Origin of the sequence: Thalassovita taeanensis, from assembly GCF_900110775.1 — a bacterium.
Taxonomy (GTDB): domain Bacteria; phylum Pseudomonadota; class Alphaproteobacteria; order Rhodobacterales; family Rhodobacteraceae; genus Litorimicrobium; species Litorimicrobium taeanense.
Window position 1 is genome coordinate 257,845 of the sequence record NZ_FOEP01000004.1, and the last position, 19,015, is coordinate 276,859.

Sequence of the window (19,015 nt, forward strand, 5' to 3'; positions counted from 1 at the left end):
CCGCTCACGGCAGGGCCACGTCGACCCAAACCAGCCGATGACGGCTGGCCGTCTGCACCGCCGTCGCAAGCGGGTCATCCGGCGCGGGCCACATCACACCTGCGCCCGTGACGGCCAGATCAGCCGAGGGCAGCACGTAATCCACCCGCAGATTGCCCGGCGCTGGATCCGGCCAATCCACCGTATCCAGCGCCGGATCGCCGCGATGCTCGGCATTCGCCATCAGATCCCCCCGCCCTTTGGGAACCGGGTCCCGAAGCCGTGGATCATTCAATATCGACGTCAGCGCCGCAGGCTGCCCCGCACCGTCGTGCACATCCAGATTGGCATCGCCCAGCAACACAAACGCCCCCTTGGGCGACGCACCCAGCTTTCCATCCAACAGCGCCGACCAAAGCCGCGCCTCATCCGCGTTGCGAAACCCGTTTCGATCCTCCGGCCCGTCAAAGACCGGCGGCGTCGCGTGGAATGTCAGTAATGTCAGCCGCGTCTCATTCGGCAGGCGCAAAGGCACGACCCAATGCCCAACCGAACTGAGCCGCTGCACCCGCGCGGCATCCAGCGGCAACACAACCCTGTCGCCAGGCCCACGCGCCCCCGGCACATCCCGCCATAGCAACATGGACAGGTCTCTGACATTTTCGACATCAATCGGAAACCGCGACAGGATCGCCATCCCACCCTGCCCGGAAAATTCGCCATATCCCTGCGCGTCGCGCGCTCTGCCCCGGCGCCCGTCTCCATCCAGATCCAGCCCGCTTTGCAGGCCCGCATTGGGCCGCAACGCAAAGACATGCGCAAAGCCAAGCCCCTTGCGCGCAATGGCATCACGCAGCGCGCTCAGCGCGACCAGCCCGCGATCATAATCAAACCCCTGAATTACAACCACATCCGGCGCGACATGCGACAACACCTTGACCACCGCCATGACCTGCGGATCGCCGCGCAGAATATCGCGAAGCAAAAGCCCCGGCCCCTTACGTGACAATTCGGTGTTGAAGGTGGCAATGCGCAGCACATCCGCCCGCGCGGGGTGATACGCCCCAAGGATCAAAACGATCCCCAGGATCAGATGGCTTGCAGCCCCTGCGCCTCGGCCTCGGCATAGGCGCGACGGCGCTTTTCGCCGATCATCTCGGCGATGCGGGCAAGGGCGATGCCGCGCATGATCATGCTTGCCGGAAGAAAGGCCCATATTGTCATCGCCCAGATCAGGGTTTGCGGGTTGGCCATCACCGTCGGATCGATCCAGGCGGATCCAGCCTTCACCAATGCCGGGATCATGAATGGCAGCAGAAAGCCTAATATAATGTTAACACGCGCATCACGGGTAAGGCGCGACAGCACATCGCCCGCAGTTGGGTCGAACATCGGCAGATTGACCCAGACATTGAAGGCCCCGTTTCGCGCGGGCCAGCCAAAGAACTTGACCAGACCCAGAAACAGAAGAACCGCCGACACTGAGATGCAATAGGATACACCAGCCGCAGTCCGCACGCTGTCGATCAGCACGGGCGAGGTGTTCGAAGGCATCATCAGAACCATCAGCCGAACCGGGGAATAGGGGAAATCCACAGCAGTCCCCACCAAACGCCCCAAAGCGGTCAACACCAACGACAGATCCGTCGGATACACACCGCCCCGACTGATCATCGTCAGCATGAACACCACAAGAAACAGCGTCCCGACCCGCAGACGGTTGAACGGCGGAGCATAGCGGAATTCGACAACCGACGGGAATTCACTGTTATATTCCACAAAGGTCATCATCGCGGCCAATAAGGCCAGAAGCACAACCATCGCAGTGGCGTCCGACACGACGCCGGGCAACAAAAGTGACGGCATTGCAACAAGCAACGCGATAATAAATGCGCGAAAAATCGCGCCTGCCATACGTTCGATCACTGCTCGATCCCTTCAAACTGGCCGGGCGCAATACGTTGCCGCACCCTGTTTCCAACTTGATCCCGCTCATTGTGGCGGTTTGCCTCATTATTGCCTAAATGTTGCCTTCTTTCAGGCTGCGGCTCAAGCAACGAGTGGGCAACGCTTTAATAATACGGGCGTTTCGATGGCAGGTGGTGCGAGATTACATCAACTTTCATCCCGCATCTGAAATCAAGCCCCAAACTGGCGCAACATATGATTTGGGTCATTTTAACGTAAAAAGCCGCCCCGACGGGCGGCTTCTACTGCGCTCAGACGCAATCAGACCCAGGGGCGCTGCGCGTTCATGTCTGCCTCATACGTCTTGATCGAGGCCACTTTTTCCAAAGTCAGGCCGATGTCGTCCAAACCATTCAGAAGGCAATGCTTCTTGAAGGCGTCAACCTCGAACGCGAAGCTTTGGCCATCCGAGGTGGTCACGGTCTGATTTTCCAGATCGATGGTCATCCGCGCGTTTGCGCCTTTGTTCGCGTCGGACATCAGAACGTCCACCACCTCTTGCGGCATCACGATCGGCAAAATGCCGTTCTTGAAGCAGTTGTTGAAGAAGATGTCAGCAAAAGAGGTCGAGATCACGCAGCGAATGCCAAAATCCAGCAGCGCCCAAGGGGCGTGCTCGCGCGATGACCCGCAGCCGAAATTCTCGCCTGCGACGATAATTTCGGCGTTGCGGTAAGCAGGCTTGTTCAGCACGAAGCTTTCGATCTCGCTGCCGTCCTGATTGTAACGCATCTCGTCAAACAGGTTCACGCCCAGACCGGACCGCTTGATGGTCTTCAGGAACTGCTTGGGGATGATCATATCGGTGTCGATATTGACCAGCGGCATCGGCGCGGCGATGCCTGTGAGTTTTTCAAACTTGTCCATCTGTTGTCTCCTTGAAACGGGCGGCGGGGAGACCCCCGCCCTACGGGTGTGGTAGGGCGGGGTCTCCCCGCCGCACCGTCTACGCCTTACATCATCTCGCGCACATCGGTCAGATGACCGGTGATTGCGGCTGCAGCGGCCATGGCCGGGCTCATCAGATGAGTGCGGCCCCCGCGCCCCTGACGCCCCTCGAAGTTACGGTTCGAGGTCGCGGCGCACCGCTCTCCCGGAGCCAACTGATCGGGGTTCATCGCCAGACACATCGAACATCCCGCAAGGCGCCATTCGAACCCGGCGTCGATGAAGATCTGCGCCAGCCCCTCTTCTTCGGCCTGCGCCCGGACAAGACCCGAACCGGGCACAACCATGGCCCGCATCCCGTCCTTGATCTTCTTGCCTTTGAGGATCGCCGCGGCGGCGCGGAAATCTTCGATCCGACCGTTGGTGCAGGACCCGATGAACACCGTGTCGATCTTGATGTCGGTCAGCTTCTGACCGGCCTCAAGCCCCATATAGTCAAGCGCGCGTTGCGCCGCCTCGACCTTACCGCCCTTAAAGCTTCCGGGGGCGGGCACCACCTCGGTGATTGGCAGCACGTCTTCGGGCGACGTGCCCCAAGTGACCACCGGCGCGATGTCTTCGCCCTTCAGCGTCAGAACCTTGTCGAAATGCGCGCCTTCATCGGTGAACAGCGTCTTCCAATAGGCAACAGCCGCCTCCCACTGGGCACCTTTCGGAGCGTGCGGGCGCCCCATGCAGTACGCGAAGGTTTTCTCGTCCGGTGCGATCAGGCCTGCGCGCGCGCCGCCCTCAATCGCCATGTTGCAGACGGTCATGCGGCCTTCCATCGACAGATCGCGGATCGCTTCGCCGCAATATTCGATGACATAGCCGGTGCCACCCGCAGTGCCGGTGGCACCGATCACGGACAGGGTGATATCCTTGGCAGTGACGCCGGGGCGCAGCTTGCCGGTGATTTCCACCTTCATGTTCTTGCCCTTGCGCTGAATCAGCGTCTGAGTCGCCAGAACATGTTCCACCTCAGAGGTACCGATACCGTGGGCCAGCGCACCAAATGCGCCGTGGGTTGCTGTGTGGCTATCGCCGCACACAACAGTCATTCCCGGAAGGGTCCAACCCTGCTCGGGGCCAACGATATGCACGATACCCTGACGCACGTCGGACACGGGATAGTAATTGATCCCGAAATCCTTGGCATTCTTGTCCAGCGCCTCGACCTGAATGCGGCTGTCCTCGGTCATCGTGGCGGCATTGGCGCGGTCCAGCGTGGTCGGCACGTTGTGATCCGGCACGGCGATGGTTTTATCCGGCGCGTGTACCGGACGGTGCGCCATACGCAGCCCTTCAAAGGCCTGCGGGCTGGTGACTTCGTGCACCAGATGGCGATCGATATACAGAAGGCAGGTGCCGTCCTCGGCCTCATGGGCAACGTGGGCGTCCCAGATTTTGTCATAGAGTGTCTTCGGGGCGGTCATTGTGGTCCTCTCCCGTGGATTGTCTGAAATTTTGGGCGTGACAGGGGTGGGCGCGGCTTATAGCCGGGCCAGTATCGTCAGCGATGCGCCGAAGAAACGCCAAGGCAGGCGTGCGCGATCATCCATGTCAAAAACGCGTGTCATGCAGCGGCAGATATAGTGAAGCGCCGAGTCTATCAAGGGGGCAGGTGCTTGTGCACGGCGCACTGCCTATGTCAGCATGACAAAAAACAGGGGCAGCAGGCATGGAAACCGAGATTCAATCTTTTCTGGCAGCATTCGAAAGCTTTCTGTCTACGATGCTGCAATTCGGGCGCAACATGCTGCTGCCATCACGGCTGTATCAGGTGGCGGTGGTGCTTGGGTGTTTCGTGCTGGCTTGGCTGCTTCGGATGTGGCTGGGCCCGAAATACGAAAGCTGGATGCGCGGGTTGGACAACCGGCCGAAATGGCAATTGCGCTGGCTTCTGGTCCTGCACAAGCGGCTGACACTGATCATTTTTGCCACCAGCCTGTGGGCGGCGGTGGGGGTGTTTGCCGCGACCTATCAGTTCCCATCGCGGCGGTATGTGCTGGTTCTGGTGGCGACCATTGCCACCGCGTGGCTGTTTATCCGCATTGCGGCGCAGATCATCCGCAACCGGTTCCTGCGGCGCGTGGTGATCTGGGGGCTGTCGATTTACGCGGTGCTCTACTACACCGCGCTGCTGCAGGCGGCGACCAGCTTTCTCGACGGTCTGGCGATCGAGTTTGGTGATTTCCGCCTGTCGGCGCTGGCGATCCTGAAGGCTCTGGTGGTGACGGGCCTGCTGCTTGCCGCAGCGCGGGCGGTGTCGTCGACCAGCGCGCGGCGGATCCGCACGAACGAAGACATTTCACCGTCTATGCAAGAGCTGTCGATCAAGTTCATGCAGGTGGTTCTGTACGGCGCGGCATTTTTCATTGGGCTGAAAGCGGTCGGATTTGACCTGACCGGGCTGGCGGTTCTGTCCGGCGCGATCGGTGTCGGGCTTGGCTTTGGCCTGCAAAAGGTCGTCTCGAACCTTGTCAGCGGCATCATCATCCTGATGGATAAGTCGGTAAAACCCGGCGATGTAATCAGCTTGGGCGAAACCTTTGGGTGGATCAACAGCCTTGGCGCCCGGTACGTCAGCGTGGTCACGCGGGACGGCAAAGAATACCTGATCCCGAACGAGGATCTGATCACCGGGCAGGTGGTGAACTGGTCGCATTCCAACGACTATGTCCGGCTGGATATCTTCTTTGGCACCGCCTATGGCGACGACCCGCATCTGGTGCGCAAAATCGCGGTCGAGGCGGCGCAGGGGGTCAACCGGGTGTTGGGCTTCAAGGCGCCAGTTTGCCATATCGTGGGCTTTGGCGACAGCAGCGTGGATTACATCCTGCGGTTCTGGATCAAGGACCCGACCGAGGGGCTGACCAATATTCGCGGCAACGTCTATCTGGCGCTGTGGGATGCGTTCCACGCACACGGCATTTCGATCCCCTTCCCGCAGCGCGAGGTCAAGGTCTTGCCGGGCTCAGAATTGCAAACCAGCGCGCCCCTCGCCACGGACGAAGGCTGATATCCGGGGCCGTGTGTCACGCGCCCGCATGTCGGGCAAATCGCACGCAACAACAGGATCAGCCTCTCCGCCACCCGCCGTTGAAAGCCCCCAAACGCAAGCCACCCTGTGTGACCTCTCGTGCAACCCCGCACTGTCAGGACGGTCGGCAAAAAGGCGCGGCAGAAGCGCCGGGGCTAGTCTGAACGCTCGACAATTCCTATATAGCCGATTACAGGTTTGCCCTGATTGACTGAGCGAGGTGCGCCCTGAGACAGCGGCCCGCAGGATCACCGAACATCCGGATTGGTCCGGGCACGACGCCGCCCTGCTTTTCACTCCCTTTTTCCAACGATGAAAGACGACGCTACCAGATGACAGACGCTGTGCCGCCAAAGGCGACCGCCCCGAAAAGGACACCACAGGACTGGGTTCGTGTACTCGCCAACTACCGTGAGCCGCACCTAGGACGCAGCCTGTATGAACTGGGCGTCAGCCTGATCCCGTTTCTGGCGCTTTGGGCGCTGGCCTTCTGGGCGCTGTCGATCAGTGGCTGGCTGGCGCTGGGAATTGCCGTGCTGAATGCCGGATTCTTGGTGCGGCTGTTCGTAATCCAGCATGATTGCGGCCACGGCAGCTATTTCCGCAACCGCCATGTCAGCGACTGGGTGGGGCGGGCGTTGGGCGTTCTGACGCTGACGCCCTATGATGTCTGGCGGCGGTCGCATGCGATCCACCATTCATCAGCTGGCAATCTGGACAAGCGTGGGATGGGCGACGTTCACACGCTGACGGTCGAAGAATACCGCGCGCTGTCCGTGCGCGGGCGGCTGGGGTACCGTCTGTACCGCAGCCCGTTCGTGATGTTCCTGCTGGGACCGACCTACCTGTTTCTGTTGCAGAACCGTCTGCCGTTCGGCCTGATGCGGGCAGGGGCGAAATACTGGACCAATGCGATGGCCACCAACGCGGCAATCGCGATTGCGCTTGGGCTGATTTTCTATTTTGGCGGCGTGATGCCGATCCTGTTGATCTTTTTGCCGACGGTTCTGATTGCGGCCACGATCGGGGTCTGGCTGTTCTATGTGCAGCACCAGTTCGAAGAAACAGTGTGGCATAAGGCCGAAGATTGGCAGTTGCATGATGCCGCGCTGATGGGCAGCTCGCACTATGTTCTGCCGGGCGTGTTGCAGTGGATGACCGCAAACATCGGCATTCACCACGTGCACCATCTGTACAGCCGCATCCCGTTTTACCGCCTGACCGAGGTCCTGCGCGACCACCCGGTTCTGGCCGGCGCCCAGCGCCTGACGATACGCGAAAGCCTGTCCTGCGCACGGCTGCACCTGTGGGACGAACACGGCCAGCGCCTGCTGTCCTTCGCCCAGGCCCGGCAGTTGCCCGTACAGGCATAAAGCGAAAAAAGCGGCGGGCCAGGGCCCGCTGCCCCCCTCAACAGCCGCTCCGCCCGACCGCCTATTTTGGGCGGAAATTGGCAATACGGCAATCGGCTCTTGCGCCGACATTGAGATTTAACATATCCGGTGCTACTTTATAGAGGTCCAGCGTCGGGACTCAGGCGGCGCACTTTCTCAGGAGGACAATGTCCTGTCTCTTAACTTTGACGCGGCTGTTGCCGCTGAACAGGGGGCACCGGTGACGGGCACCCCTATGGATGTGACCAGCGAAGAACTGCTGGCACGCATCATTTCTTCTCTGGAAGACGACAAAGCCGAAGACATCGTGCAGATTGATCTGCGCGGCAAAACGGCGATTGGCGACTATATGGTGATCTGCTCGGGGCGCTCCTCTCGGCAGGTGTCGGCGATTGCCGACAAACTGTCAGAGCGGCTCAAGCAAGACTTCGGCCGGATGAGCCGGATCGAGGGCAAGGGCACCGGCGACTGGGTGCTGATCGACACAGGCGATGTGATTGTGCATGTGTTCCGTCCCGAAGTGCGCGAGTTCTACCAGCTCGAGAAGATGTGGCTGCCTGCGGGTGCCGTGGCTGCTGCCAGCCCGGTCTGATGCGCGTTCATATCTGCGCGGTGGGCCGATTGCGGTCTGGCCCGGAACGCGCGCTGATTGACGACTATACCACCCGGTTTGACCGGACCGGGCGGGCGCTGGGACTCGGCCCGCTGACCCTGCACGAGGTCGAAGACAAGAAAGGCGGCGGCATGAGCGCCGAGGCCACCTTGTTGGACCGCGCCATCCCCGCGGGCGCCCTGCTGTGCGTTCTGGACGAGCGGGGGCGACTGATGTCCTCGCCCGCATTTGCCGAACAGCTGGGCGGATGGCGCGATGCCGGGCGCAGCGACGTGGCGTTTGTGATTGGCGGGGCTGACGGGATTGACCCCGCCTTGCGCGCGCGCGCCGACTTTGCCCTGTCCTTTGGTAAAATGGTCTGGCCGCACATGCTGGCGCGCGCGATGCTCAGCGAACAACTGTACCGCGCCGCGTCCATTCTGGCCAAAAGCCCCTACCACCGGGTGTGACCACCGTTTCTTTCTGACTGAAATACTCGAATCGCCACGCCTGCCTTGCAGGCCGGATGTCGCGTATTTTTGGCAAGATGAAGCCGCAGTGCAGCAAACGGGTCGTAAAGACGGTTCACCCCCGGACGCGAAGGCGTTAGAAGCGACACAAACCGCTGGAGCCTTTTAACGATGAGCATTCCCAAACCCGTTGTTCTTTGCATTCTCGATGGCTGGGGCCTGCGCGCCGACACCCGAGCAAACGCCCCCGCGCTGGCACATACGCCGACCTTCGACCGACTGATGGCAGAATGCCCGCACAATCAACTGATCACCCACGGCCCCGACGTCGGCCTGCCAACCGGGCAGATGGGCAATTCCGAAGTGGGCCACACCAACATCGGCGCCGGGCGTGTGGTGGCGATGGATCTGGGGCAGATTGACCTCTCGATCGAGGACGGATCGTTCTTTCAGATGGACGCCCTACAGGCCTTCATCGCCACGCTGAAGAAAACCGGTGGCACCGCACATCTGATGGGTCTGGTGTCAGACGGCGGGGTGCACGGCCACCTGACCCACATCCTTGCGGCGGTGAAAGCCCTGACCGACGCAGGCGTCCCCGTGGCGCTGCACGCGATCACCGACGGGCGCGACGTGGCGCCGAAATCGGCGTTTGGCTATATCGACGACCTGCAGGCGGCCCTGCCACCGCTGGCCAGGATTGCCACACTCACCGGTCGCTATTTCGCCATGGACCGCGACAACCGCTGGGAACGGGTCAGCGAAGCCTACGAGGCGATGATCCACGCCAAAGGTGGCAAAAGCGCCAGCGCGCACGCTGCGGTGGATGCGGCCTACAGCCGGTCGGAAACCGATGAATTCATCACCGCCACGGTGATCGCCGGCTATCAGGGCGCAAAGGACGGCGACGGGTTTTTCTGTCTGAACTTCCGTTCGGACCGCGCCCGCGAGATTCTGCGCGCCATCGGCGAACCGGGGTTTGACGATTTTGATGTTGGATCGCGGCCCGCATGGGCCGCCTTGCTTGGCATGGTGGAATACTCCGACGCGCATAACACCTATATGACCACGGTCTTCCCCCCGCGTAATATCGTCAACACACTGGGCGAATGGGTGGCCAGCCACGGCAAGCGGCAGTTTCACTTGGCCGAGACCGAGAAATACCCGCATGTGACGTTTTTCCTCAACGGCGGCAAGGAAGCCCCCGAAGTCGGCGAAGACCGCTATATGGCGCCCTCGCCGAAGGTCGCGACCTACGATTTGCAGCCCGAGATGTCAGCAGAAGAAGTCACTGATGCCTTCGTCAAGGCAATCGAAGACGGCTATGACCTGATCGTGACCAACTACGCCAACCCCGACATGGTCGGCCATACCGGCGATCTGAAGGCCGCGATCAAGGCCTGCGAAGCCGTCGATCGCGGGCTGGCGCGGGTTGTGGACGCGCTGGAAAAAGCAGGCGGCGCAATGATCGTGACCGCGGATCACGGCAATTGCGAAATGATGATCGACCCCGACACTGGCGGGCCGCACACGGCGCACACGCTGAACCCGGTGCCCGTCATTCTGACCGGCGGCCCCGAAGGCGCGCAGTTGCACGCGGGGCGACTGGCCGATCTGGCACCGACCTTGCTGGCCCTGATGGGCCTGCCAAAGCCGGATGAGATGACCGGGGAAAGCCTGCTGGAATGATCCGGGCCGCACTGATCGCTTTGTTCTTGCTGCCTCTGCCCGCTTGGGCCGAAAGCGATCCGGCCACGGCCGCGCGCGAGGCCGCCAAACGGCTGGACGAGGCCGCAATATCTTTGTCCAAGGCCGACTCAGCCCGCGACCGGATCAAAGCGCTGTCAGAAACCCTGCGCGCCTATGAAGACGGATTGGAAGCCATGCGCGAGGGATTGCGCCGGGCGACATTGCGCGAGGCGCGGCTGACCCGCGAGGTACAAGCCCGCGAGGCCGAAATTGCCCAGCTTCTGGGCGTGCTGCAATCGCTGGGCGCGACCCCGGCCCCGGTCATGGCGCTGCATCCCGATGGCCCCACCGGCACCGCGCGGGCGGGCATGCTGCTGGCAGATGTAACCCCCGCGCTGACCGCGCGCGCCGATGCGCTGCGCAGCAACCTGCAAGAGGTGGCCACGCTGCGCATCCTGCAGGAAACCGCGGCGGATACCCTGCGCAAGGGCCTGAACGGCGTACAACAGGCACGCACAGAGCTGTCCAAGGCACTGGCCGACCGCACAGCCCTGCCCCGCCGCTTTACCGAAGACCCGGTGCGCACCGCGATCCTGATCGCCTCGACCGAAACGCTCGAGGGCTTCGCCAGCGGCCTGTCGGATATCACAGTGGACGAGGCCGAAGGCAGCCTGCCCGATATCGCCCACCGCAAGGGCGCGCTGACCCTGCCAGTGCAGGGCCGCATCCTGCGCCACGCAAACGAGGCCGACGCCGCAGGCATTGCCCGCCCCGGTCTGGTGCTGGCCACGCGTCCGCGCGCCTTGGTCACCACACCTGCCGCCGCCACGATCCGCTATCGCGGACCGCTGCTGAATTACGGCAATGTGATGATCCTTGAACCACAAGCGGGCCTGCTGTTCGTGTTCGCCGGGCTGGATGTGGTGTATGGCAATGCCGGAGAGGTCCTTCCCTCGGGCAGCCCCGTCGGGCTGATGGGCGGGCAGGACGCGGAAATTGGCACAATTCTGTCACAGGCCGGTGATGGGGCTGGAACTGAGGCAACAGAAACGCTCTATATAGAGATCAGAGAGAACAACACGCCGGTCGACCCGGAGCTGTGGTTCAAAACCGTGAAGGATAACTGACCGATGAAGAAATTCGTCATGGCCGCGATTGGCGGCACTCTGGCTGGGGTGATCATGACCACCCAGGTGGCCGGGCCGCTTCTGGCGCAGGAAAGCCTGCAAAAGGCGAATGTCTATGAGCAGTTGGACCTGTTTGGCGATATCTTCGAGCGTATCCGCGCGCAATATGTCGAAGAAGTCGACGAGAAGAAGCTGATCGAGGCGGCGATCAACGGCATGTTGACCTCGCTTGACCCGCACTCCAGCTACCTGTCGCCCGACGATGCCGCCGATATGCGCGTGCAGACACGCGGCGAATTCGGCGGTCTGGGCATCGAGGTCACGCAAGAAGAAGGCTTCGTCAAGGTCGTCTCGCCGATCGACGGCACCCCTGCACAGATTGCAGGCATCGAATCGGGCGACTTCATCACCCACGTCGATGGCGAAAGCCTGCTGGGTCTGGGCCTGGACGACGCGGTTGAACTGATGCGTGGGCCGGTTGGCAGCGAAATCATCATCACCATCGTGCGCGAAGGCGAACCCGAACCGTTCGATGTCTCGCTGATCCGTGACACGATCAAGCTGACAGCCGTGCGCACCCGCACGCAGGGCGACACAGTCGTGCTGCGGATCACCACCTTCAACGATCAGACCTATCCCAACCTCGAGGCCGGCCTGAAAAAGGCGGTCGAGGATCTGGGCGGAATGGACAAGGTCAACGGCATCGTGCTGGATCTGCGCAACAACCCCGGCGGGTTGCTGACGCAGGCGATTCAGGTGTCCGACGCGTTCCTGGAAAGCGGCGAGATCGTCTCAACCCGTGGCCGCAACCCGGCCGATGGGGATCGCTATAACGCGGTCGCGGGCGATCTTGCGATGGCCAAACCGATTGTGGTGCTGATCAATGGCGGCTCGGCCTCGGCATCGGAAATCGTGGCAGGGGCGTTGCAGGACCATCGCCGCGCCATCGTCGTGGGCACCAAAAGCTTCGGAAAAGGCTCGGTTCAGACGGTGATGCCGCTGCGCGGCGACGGCGCGATGCGCCTGACCACGGCACGGTACTACACACCCTCGGGCCGCTCGATCCAGAACCTCGGCGTCTCGCCCGATATCGTGGTCGAACAACCCCGCCGCGCCCCCGCCACCGAGGAAGAGGCAACACCCGCACGCCGCAACCGCTCCGAGGCCGATCTGCGCGGCAGCCTGTCAAACGACAGCCTGACCGAGGACGAGGTCAAACAGATCGAAGCCGACCGCGCCAAGGCCGACGAAGCCGCCAAACTGCGCGAGGATGACTATCAGCTGGCCTATGCCATCGACATCCTCAAGGGCCTGTCGGCGCTGGGTCCCAAAGAGTAACCCGTCGGGCCACCCCCGACATCGCACAACCAAAGGCCGCGGTCGGAACATTCCACCGCGGCCTTTGCATGTCCACCTGCGCCCGCCAGATCGCCAATCGCCGATCAGATCACAACGCCGCCCCTTCACGCCTGCCCCCATCCTTCGCCACAATCACGCGCAACATTCACGCCCAATCGCCCGCCCACATTCCCGCCTGATCTGCTTTCCCTTCACCATCACAGGCGCTATTCTACAGCCAACACCCCCGCCAACCCGAAAGGCCGCCCATGCACGCCGAAGACATCGCCAAACTGCCATATCGCCCCTGCGTCGGGCTGATGGTGTTGAACCCGCAAGGGCTGGTCTTCGTCGGCCAGCGCATCGACAACCCCGGCCCGGCTTGGCAAATGCCCCAAGGCGGCGTGGACAAGGGCGAAAACCCGCGTGACGCCGCCCTGCGCGAACTATGGGAAGAAACCGGCCTGACCCCCGATCTGATCACGGTCGAAGCCGAGACCGAAGGCTGGATTCCCTACGACCTGCCGCACGACCTGGTGCCGCGAATCTGGAAAGGCCGCTTTCGCGGTCAGGAACAAAAATGGTTCCTGCTCCGCTTTCATGGCGATGACGCTCAGGTGAACATCGAAACACAACACCCCGAATTTTCGACCTGGCGCTGGCTCTCGCCCAGCGATCTGGTGGAAAACATCGTGCCCTTCAAACGCGCCGTCTATGAACAGGTGCTCAGCGCCTTCCGGTCACACCTCTGACCAGACGCCCAGCTTCTTTCTGATCCAAATACTCAAACCCACACGCACCCCGCCTGCCGACCGGCACGCGCGCAACAGGGCAGCGCGCGCCACGGCTGACGCGCCGCCCCACTGTCAAAGCAGCGCCGAGGCCGGACGCAGAGCACCCGTCTCGATCCCGTTCCAGTTTCGGATCGGCGTGTTCATCCGCTTCAGCGTCGCAGGGTGATCCGCTTCCAGCAAACCCAGCTTGACCAGAATCGCGGCAATCGCGCATTCCGCGCCGCGCGTGGTGCCATCCGTGATCTTCAGCGCCACGCCCAGCTTGCGCTCGGGGATGATGGCGATGAAAAACGCCTCCGCCCCGGTTTTCAGCGCCACACGACCGTTCATCGCCCGCATCAGCTCGGTGCAGGCGCGGCCTTCGCCGGCCACCAGCTCAGGATAGGCCACCATCGCATTGCGCAACCGCGCGGCGGCACTGGCGCGCGCGCCCTGCCCTTCCTCGGCGGCAGCGAAAAACGCCATCGCGCGCGCCATCCCATGCAGCGTGGTGGCGTGGTTCGGGGCCGAACAACCGTCGATGCCAAAACCGGGGCTTGTCGCGCCTGTCACATCCTCGAATGCCTCAAGGCAGGCGGCCTGCACCGGGTGCGACGGGTCCACATACTCCGGCCCCGCCCCCAAATGCCGCGTCAGCGTCAGAAACCCCGAATGCTTGCCAGAACAGTTGTTGTGATACTGGCAGGGCTGCTCGAAACCCCGGATCAGCGCCTCGCGCGCATCCTTGTCCGAGGGCTCTTGCGCGCCGCAGCGGAAATCATCGTCGCTCTTGCCGATATGATCCAACCAGGCGCGCACCCGGTCGGTGTGGATCGCCGCACCCTGATGGCTGGCACAGGCCAGCGCCAGCTGTTCCTGCCCCAAACCGAAGGCATCGGCCGCACCGCTTTCGACCAGCGGCAGCGCCTGCAACATCTTCGAGGACGAGCGCGGCAGCACCACCGCATGCGGGTCGCCCCAGGCCTGCACGATCTGCCCACTCTCGTCACAGATCACCGCATGACCGTGATGCACGCTTTCCAAAAACGCGCCGCGCCAGATTTCAGCCATTGGAACCGGATTTGCCATTCTCGTGATCCTCTTCACTTGTGTTCAAGCCGTGTGCGAAATTCCGCCAATTGCTCTTTCGCCGGTAGCGGATTTCAGGCTATTGTAGCATTGTCGAGTAGGAAATGCCCCGTTTCGCGAAGAAACGCCAGTGTAAGGCGTGCGGTGGGGGGATCGGAATTGAGGCAAGGACAGCTGGAGGCTGGATCAGATGGTATCACGTTTTATACGCGGCATTGCCGGAGTCATGATGACACTGGCGGCTACAGGCGTATGGGCACAGCAGACAAGCAACAATCAGGTCGCCGCCAAGACCGATTGGAGCGTCTTTGAAGAAAGCGACCCCAAGGAATGCTGGGCGGTCTCGTCCCCCAAGGAAACCGTCAACAGCAAGGATGGCCGCGTTGTGGCCGTGCGCCGTGGCGATATTCTGTTCATGACGTTCTTCCGGCCCGGCGCCGGGGTGACCGGGCAGGTGACATTCACCGGCGGCTATCCTTTCGCCAGCGGCTCGAACGTCACCCTGGATGTGGATGGCAACCAGTTCGAGCTGTTCACCGAGGGCGAATGGGCCTGGCCCGCATCGGCGGCGGATGATGCAAAAATCATCTCGGCGATGAAGCGCGGCACAAGCGCGGTGATGACTGCCCGTTCGGGTCGTGGCACTCAGACCAAGGACACGTTCTCGCTGCTGGGCTTCACCGCTGCGGTCGAAGAGGCCGAAAAGCGCTGTAAGTAATCTGCGTCCCGGATACGGCGACAAGCGGCCCTTGGGCCGCTTTCAGCGTTTGCATATTAAGTTTTGGCATTGGCCGCAGAATCCTGTATGTAGCCGCTTCATCCCAAAGGAAATAACACCATGACGGCCACGGCTCCGATCACGCAGGACGTAATGACCCTCCCCCGCAAGCTGCCGGAGGGACCGATCAATCTTGTCGGCCTGACCCGCGATCAGCTGCGCGAGGTGCTGATTGCCAACGGCACGCCGGAAAAGCAGGCCAAGATGCGGGTCGGGCAGATCTGGCAGTGGATCTATCAATGGGGTGTGCGCGATTTCGACTCGATGACCAATCTCGCCAAAGCCTATCGCGCGGATCTGGCCGAAAAGTTCGTGGTCGAAATCCCCGAGGTCGTGACCCGGCAGGTCAGCGACGACGGCACCCGCAAATACCTGGTGCGGATCGCAGGCGGCCACGAGGTCGAGGTGGTCTATATCCCCGAAGAGGGCCGTGGCACGCTGTGCATTTCCTCGCAGGTCGGCTGCACACTGACCTGCTCGTTCTGCCATACTGGCACGCAGAAATTGGTGCGCAACCTGACCGCCGCCGAGATTGTCGGACAGATCATGGTCGCGCGCGACGATCTGGGCGAATGGCCCGAGCAAGGCGCCCCAAAGAACGAAACCCGGCTGCTGTCGAATATCGTGCTGATGGGCATGGGCGAGCCGCTGTATAATTTCGACAACGTCCGCGACGCGATGAAAATCGCGATGGACCCCGAAGGCATTCAGCTCAGCCGCCGCCGGATCACCCTGTCCACCAGCGGTGTCGTGCCGGAAATCGCCCGCACCGCGCAGGAAATCGGCTGCTTGCTGGCGGTATCGTTCCACGCCACCACCGACGAGGTGCGCGATAAACTGGTGCCGATCAACAAGCGCTGGAATATCGAAACCCTTCTGGCGGCCCTGCGCGACTATCCCAAAGTGTCGAATTCCGAACGGATCACCTTTGAATACGTGATGCTGGACGGCGTGAACGACAGCAAGGAAGACGCGCACCGGCTGGTCAAGCTTATCGAAGGCATCCCGGCCAAGATCAACCTGATCCCGTTCAACGAGTGGCCCGGCGCGCCCTACAAACGCTCCTCGGGCAACCGTATTCATGCCTTTGCCGACATCATCCACAACGCCGGTTACGCCAGCCCGATCCGCAAACCACGCGGCGAAGACATCATGGCCGCCTGCGGTCAGCTGAAATCCGCAACCGAACGCGCCCGCAAATCACGCAAGCAGATCGAAGCCGAGACGAACACCCGGCCCTGAACCGGCGCCAGAAACAATCCGCCTCAATTGTTTCTTATTTTGGCAAAATTGCTGCCGCATCCGATGGCTATCCCAAAGGAACAGAAAACTGTTTCTTTGGAGAGTACCCATGTTGAATTCGTATGAAACAAGCCAGGACGCCGCCGAACAGGCTCTGAGCATCGTAATGCACGAAAAGGCAATGTCCCTGTCGGACCGTGAATGGCGCCACCGCGTGCGCGGCTTTGGCTATGCGCTGGTGGATACGGCGCAAGGCTTGATCGTCGCCAGCCTGCGGCACAATCAGGAACTGTGCCGCCTCAGCTGATCGCCGTGTGGCAGGTCGCGGTCAGCGCCCCGGCACCCGAGACCGGGTTTCCCCCGCGCCTTCCCAATTATCAATTGCCGCCACCGCCTCATTTGCGGTTTCGACAAAGCGGAACAGCGACAGATCCTCCTGCGAGATCGTGCCGGCCTCTGCCAGCGCATCCCAGTTGATGATCTTGCGCCAGAACGCCTCGCCGAACAGCAGGAAGGGCACGCGCTTCATCCGGCCGGTCTGAATCAGCGTCAGCGCCTCGAACATCTCGTCCAGCGTGCCAAAGCCGCCGGGAAAGATTGCCATCGCATTGGCACGCATCAGGAAATGCATCTTGCGGATGCCGAAATAGTGGAAATTGAAACACAGGTCGGGCGTGACATATTCGTTGGGCGCCTGCTCGTGCGGCAGCACGATGTTCAGCCCGATCGAAATCCCGCCCGCATCCGCAGCACCGCGGTTGCCCGCCTCCATCACGCCGGGGCCACCGCCGGTGACGATGATATTCTCATGCCGACCGTTATTCATGTTTTTCAACGTAATCAGCCGGGCGAATTCGCGCGCTTCGTCATAGTATTTTGACAGATCCGCCAGCGTTTTCGTGCGCGCGGTGTCCTTGCGCGACGGTTCGGGAATGCGCGCGCCACCGAACAGCACAATCGTGCTGTCGATGCCGTATTCATCCTGTATCATCTGCGGCTTCAGCAGCTCCAGCTGCAACCGCACCGGGCGCAGCTCGTCCCGGCACAGGAATTCATCGTCCGCAAAAGCCAGCCGGTACGAGGGCGCACGGGTTTGCGGCGTATCCGGCACCTCATGCGCGATTTCAATATCCGTATGGGCGTCAGGGAAAGAGCTGCGGCGGTCGTCTTTCATCTTGGTGTCCTTGCTTGCGCGTTTGGTGTGAGCCTAGCGTGTTGCGCCCCCCGAGACCAGACACGCACATGCACGCTGGCGTGTGGATTGCACCGGGCGTCCCTTGCGCTTATAGCCCTTGGGCAACGCAATCCGCATGTCAGGAGCCCCAGAATGTCGAACGCCCAACTGGAACAAGCCATCGAAGCCGCGTGGGACGCGCGCGATACCATCACCCCCGCCACCACAGGTGCCGCGCGTGAGGCAATCGAAGATACGCTGGCAGCACTTGACGGCGGCACCCTGCGGGTGGCCGAACGTCAGGCCGACGGCGCTTGGCATGTGAACCAGTGGGCCAAAAAGGCCGTGCTGCTGGGCTTCCGCATCAAGGATATGGAACAGCAAGACGGCGGCCCGCAAGGCGGCGGCTGGTGGGATAAGGTCGACAGCAAGTTCAAAGGCTGGGGCGACAATCAGTGGAAGGCCGCAGGCTTCCGTGCCGTGCCCAACTGCATCGTGCGCAAAAGTGCCTTCATCGCACCGGGCGTGGTGCTGATGCCGTCCTTCGTGAACCTTGGCGCCTATGTCGACAGCGGCACCATGGTTGATACCTGGGCCACGGTCGGCAGCTGCGCCCAGATCGGCAAGAACGTGCACCTGTCCGGCGGCGTCGGCATCGGTGGCGTGCTGGAACCGATGCAGGCCGGTCCGACGATCATCGAAGACAACTGCTTCATCGGCGCGCGTTCCGAAGTCGTCGAAGGCGTGATCGTCCGCGAAGGCTCGGTTCTGGGCATGGGCGTGTTCATCGGCCAGTCGACCAAGATCCTTGACCGTGACACCGGCGAAGTCTTCTATGGCGAAGTCCCCGCAGGCTCGGTTGTCGTCGCAGGCTCGATGCCGTCGAAAAACGGCGTGCACCTCTACTGCGCCGTCATCGTCAAAAAGGTCGACGCGAAAACCCGCTCGAAAACCTCGATCAACGAGCTGCTGCGCGATTGATCCCACCGGGCGGCGGGCACATCGCCCCTCCTGCCCGCCATTGAATAAACTCGAGGTGGGCAAATTGCCCGCCTTTCCCGTTTCAGGAGCCCCCGATGTCTGAAGACAAACCCAAGAAGAAACCCTCGCGGCAACAGGTCTATACCCTGCTGGTCGAGGTCGGACGGCATGACGGCGACGGGCTGCCGGATGGCGCGACCGGGGCTGCGCTGATGTGCTACGCCAGCGGCATCGACGAAGCCGAAGCCGTGCGCGAAACCGTGGCCATTCTCAAGCAGGCCGAATTGGCTCCGCTGGATGTCTCAGGCTATGGCACATTGGAAGAACGCCTCGCCGAAGGCCACGACATTGGCGACGACGAGAAAGAGCTGATGGCGCGCGCGCTTGCGGAAAACTCGGTGATCGTGGCGCAAATGACGCCGTTCTACGATGACGCCAAGCCGCACTAAAC

The 19,015-nt window shown here is 61.8% G+C and carries 19 protein-coding genes; 13 read left to right on the forward strand and 6 right to left on the reverse strand.

Annotated elements, in window-relative coordinates; genetic code table 11:
- Window positions 1-4 precede the first annotated feature (4 nt).
- The 4 genes from BSF79_RS08050 to leuC all read right to left on the reverse strand — a co-directional run bounded on the left by BSF79_RS08050 (window position 5) and on the right by leuC (window position 4,310).
- Window positions 5-1,054 (reverse strand): endonuclease/exonuclease/phosphatase family protein, encoded by a 1,050-nt coding sequence (locus tag BSF79_RS08050; RefSeq protein ID WP_342741858.1) that lies wholly within the window; start codon window positions 1,052-1,054, stop codon window positions 5-7.
- A 14-nt stretch (window positions 1,055-1,068) separates the two neighbouring features.
- Window positions 1,069-1,905: a hypothetical protein gene (locus BSF79_RS08055; protein WP_245776347.1), complete on the reverse strand. Its 837-nt coding sequence runs from the start codon at window positions 1,903-1,905 to the stop codon at window positions 1,069-1,071.
- Window positions 1,906-2,208: 303 nt separating this feature from the next.
- Window positions 2,209-2,814, reverse strand: coding sequence for a 3-isopropylmalate dehydratase small subunit (leuD, locus tag BSF79_RS08060; protein ID WP_090269343.1), 606 nt, complete (start codon window positions 2,812-2,814; stop codon window positions 2,209-2,211).
- Between the two features lie 86 nt (window positions 2,815-2,900).
- Window positions 2,901-4,310 carry a 3-isopropylmalate dehydratase large subunit gene (gene leuC / locus BSF79_RS08065; protein WP_090269344.1) on the reverse strand — a complete coding sequence of 470 codons (1,410 nt, stop codon included), beginning with the start codon at window positions 4,308-4,310 and terminating at the stop codon, window positions 2,901-2,903.
- Between the two features lie 245 nt (window positions 4,311-4,555).
- On the opposite strand from leuC, the gene BSF79_RS08075 reads away from it, so the two are divergent.
- The 8 genes from BSF79_RS08075 to BSF79_RS08110 all read left to right on the forward strand — a co-directional run bounded on the left by BSF79_RS08075 (window position 4,556) and on the right by BSF79_RS08110 (window position 13,279).
- A complete protein-coding gene (locus tag BSF79_RS08075) occupies window positions 4,556-5,896 on the forward strand; it encodes a mechanosensitive ion channel family protein (protein ID WP_090269346.1) in 1,341 nt (446 codons plus the stop codon).
- A gap of 353 nt (window positions 5,897-6,249) precedes the next feature.
- Window positions 6,250-7,290, forward strand: a complete 1,041-nt coding sequence (locus BSF79_RS08080; protein ID WP_090269347.1) for a fatty acid desaturase — start codon at window positions 6,250-6,252, stop codon at window positions 7,288-7,290.
- A 241-nt stretch (window positions 7,291-7,531) separates the two neighbouring features.
- Window positions 7,532-7,903, forward strand: a complete 372-nt coding sequence (rsfS, locus tag BSF79_RS08085; RefSeq protein WP_342741859.1) for a ribosome silencing factor — start codon at window positions 7,532-7,534, stop codon at window positions 7,901-7,903.
- The gene (gene rlmH, locus BSF79_RS08090) at window positions 7,903-8,373 is read left to right on the forward strand and encodes a 23S rRNA (pseudouridine(1915)-N(3))-methyltransferase RlmH (protein WP_090269349.1); all 471 of its coding nucleotides are present in this window, start codon (window positions 7,903-7,905) and stop codon (window positions 8,371-8,373) included. Before rsfS ends, rlmH begins: the two co-directional genes overlap by 1 nt.
- A gap of 171 nt (window positions 8,374-8,544) precedes the next feature.
- A complete protein-coding gene (gene gpmI, locus BSF79_RS08095; protein WP_090269350.1) occupies window positions 8,545-10,062 on the forward strand; it encodes a 2,3-bisphosphoglycerate-independent phosphoglycerate mutase in 1,518 nt (505 codons plus the stop codon).
- Window positions 10,059-11,189: a murein hydrolase activator EnvC family protein gene (locus BSF79_RS08100; RefSeq protein WP_090269351.1), complete on the forward strand. Its 1,131-nt coding sequence runs from the start codon at window positions 10,059-10,061 to the stop codon at window positions 11,187-11,189. The genes gpmI and BSF79_RS08100 overlap by 4 nt, the downstream gene beginning before the upstream one ends.
- A 3-nt stretch (window positions 11,190-11,192) precedes the next feature.
- Window positions 11,193-12,527, forward strand: coding sequence for a S41 family peptidase (locus BSF79_RS08105; protein WP_090269352.1), 1,335 nt, complete (start codon window positions 11,193-11,195; stop codon window positions 12,525-12,527).
- Between the two features lie 269 nt (window positions 12,528-12,796).
- Window positions 12,797-13,279, forward strand: a complete 483-nt coding sequence (locus tag BSF79_RS08110) for an RNA pyrophosphohydrolase (protein WP_090269353.1) — start codon at window positions 12,797-12,799, stop codon at window positions 13,277-13,279.
- A gap of 114 nt (window positions 13,280-13,393) precedes the next feature.
- Here the strand turns inward: BSF79_RS08110 and BSF79_RS08115 are convergent, their stop codons facing one another.
- Window positions 13,394-14,389, reverse strand: a complete 996-nt coding sequence (locus BSF79_RS08115; RefSeq protein ID WP_090269354.1) for an asparaginase — start codon at window positions 14,387-14,389, stop codon at window positions 13,394-13,396.
- Window positions 14,390-14,618: 229 nt separating this feature from the next.
- On the opposite strand from BSF79_RS08115, the gene BSF79_RS08120 reads away from it, so the two are divergent.
- From BSF79_RS08120 to BSF79_RS08130, 3 genes are all read left to right on the forward strand, one after another.
- Window positions 14,619-15,107 (forward strand): invasion associated locus B family protein, encoded by a 489-nt coding sequence (locus tag BSF79_RS08120; RefSeq protein ID WP_245776348.1) that lies wholly within the window; start codon window positions 14,619-14,621, stop codon window positions 15,105-15,107.
- 120 nt (window positions 15,108-15,227) lie between these two features.
- Window positions 15,228-16,409, forward strand: a complete 1,182-nt coding sequence (gene rlmN, locus BSF79_RS08125; RefSeq protein ID WP_090269356.1) for a dual-specificity RNA methyltransferase RlmN — start codon at window positions 15,228-15,230, stop codon at window positions 16,407-16,409.
- Window positions 16,410-16,518: 109 nt separating this feature from the next.
- On the forward strand, window positions 16,519-16,716 hold the full coding sequence (locus BSF79_RS08130) for an RNA-binding protein (protein WP_090269357.1): 198 nt from the start codon (window positions 16,519-16,521) through the stop codon (window positions 16,714-16,716).
- A 21-nt stretch (window positions 16,717-16,737) separates the two neighbouring features.
- Here BSF79_RS08130 and BSF79_RS08135 read toward each other — a convergent pair whose 3' ends face one another.
- Window positions 16,738-17,583 carry an LOG family protein gene (locus BSF79_RS08135; RefSeq protein ID WP_090269358.1) on the reverse strand — a complete coding sequence of 282 codons (846 nt, stop codon included), beginning with the start codon at window positions 17,581-17,583 and terminating at the stop codon, window positions 16,738-16,740.
- Between the two features lie 153 nt (window positions 17,584-17,736).
- On the opposite strand from BSF79_RS08135, the gene dapD reads away from it, so the two are divergent.
- Both dapD and BSF79_RS08145 read left to right on the forward strand, forming a co-directional pair.
- Window positions 17,737-18,564 carry a 2,3,4,5-tetrahydropyridine-2,6-dicarboxylate N-succinyltransferase gene (gene dapD / locus BSF79_RS08140; RefSeq protein ID WP_090269359.1) on the forward strand — a complete coding sequence of 276 codons (828 nt, stop codon included), beginning with the start codon at window positions 17,737-17,739 and terminating at the stop codon, window positions 18,562-18,564.
- A 95-nt stretch (window positions 18,565-18,659) separates the two neighbouring features.
- Complete coding sequence (locus BSF79_RS08145; RefSeq protein ID WP_090269360.1) at window positions 18,660-19,013, forward strand: hypothetical protein; 354 nt, start codon at window positions 18,660-18,662, stop codon at window positions 19,011-19,013.
- Window positions 19,014-19,015: the final 2 nt, after the last annotated feature.